The sequence below is a fragment of the Roseovarius halophilus (ex Wu et al. 2025) genome, from assembly GCF_047086965.1.
This window is the reverse complement of record NZ_JBKOTX010000496.1, coordinates 1-1,057: the sequence shown is the minus strand read 5'-3', so window position 1 is coordinate 1,057 and position 1,057 is coordinate 1. Positions and strand designations below refer to the sequence as shown.

General features: G+C 56.4%; 2 protein-coding genes. One reads left to right on the top strand and one right to left on the bottom strand.

Annotated elements, in window-relative coordinates:
• Positions 1–17 precede the first annotated feature (17 nt).
• Complete coding sequence (locus ACH107_RS33090; RefSeq protein WP_412509826.1) at positions 18–182, top strand: hypothetical protein; 165 nt, start codon at positions 18–20, stop codon at positions 180–182.
• 253 nt (positions 183–435) lie between these two features.
• Here ACH107_RS33090 and ACH107_RS33085 read toward each other — a convergent pair.
• The coding region (locus tag ACH107_RS33085; protein ID WP_412509825.1) for a hypothetical protein at positions 436–1,057 on the bottom strand (622 nt) is incomplete at its 5' end.

Below are 1,057 nucleotides of genomic sequence, written 5' to 3'. Positions count from 1 at the left end.
CTCGATGAGCTTCTGCCGTGGAACTGGGCGCCCATGCCAGAGGCTGCGCCCAAGACCGAAGCCGCCTGAGGCCGCAAGGCGGTTCAAACCGGGCGGTTAAGAAGCAGGAGGCCATCTATCTCGAAGAAATCACCGACGGCTTCCAAGCCAGGCGCGTGATCAAGGATTGGATGATCTTCTAAAATACCAAAAGGCCTCATTCCGCCCTTGATCGACAGATGCCTGACGGCGCATATTGGGTAGGCTTGGAACAACAAAAAGCAGCATGAAACCTAAACCCGATACACCTTAGCAGAGCTGCGAAACTGTCCGAAAAACTGGGACCACTTCACATACCGCCGCGCCGGATTCAGGGAAATTTTTGGAAGTGCCCCCTAAACTACACCGCGGCCGCAGCGCGGCCGCAGTAAAGATTTTCAATACTTTCGCATCACCTCACCATTCGAGCTTAAGATCACCCGACAGGTTCGGCGTGCCTTGCCGCGCTACGTCAGCTCCGAACCGCAGCGTACCATTATCACCAAATACCGACTGCTCGTGGAAGAGACCAATAGAGCCGCGTGTGACGTCACCACTTGTCTCCAGATCAAGATCAAAGCCCCAGTCGGTGTCGTCCAGACGGTCGGTTACTCGATACTCAATGCCTGAGCCAATGCCGCATGCAGCGTCATCGTTCGTGCCAAGCGCCATGTCGCAGTAGATACGCGGTGCGACATGCCAACTGCGGAAAAGCGTGGTGCCATCGTCTTCCTTTGTCACCGTCTCTCCGAAGTCCAATCCGACCTCACCGAAGAAACGGATGCCCCTCTGATCATACAGGCTCACTTTGCCGGCCTCGCTCCGTCCTGGAATACTGGCCGTCACATCAGCATCGGCCGCTGTCGCATAGGTGAGGTGCACGCCGCCACGTGGCGTCACCCGTGTCTCGCCATATTGCGCCTCACCAGAGACCGACAATCCACCGAAGAGACCGAGGTATTGATACGATCCATCTGCATTGATGTCCTCTGACAAGTCGTCGGAGAAACGCAGGTCGAAGGTGTGATAGCCAGCCGAC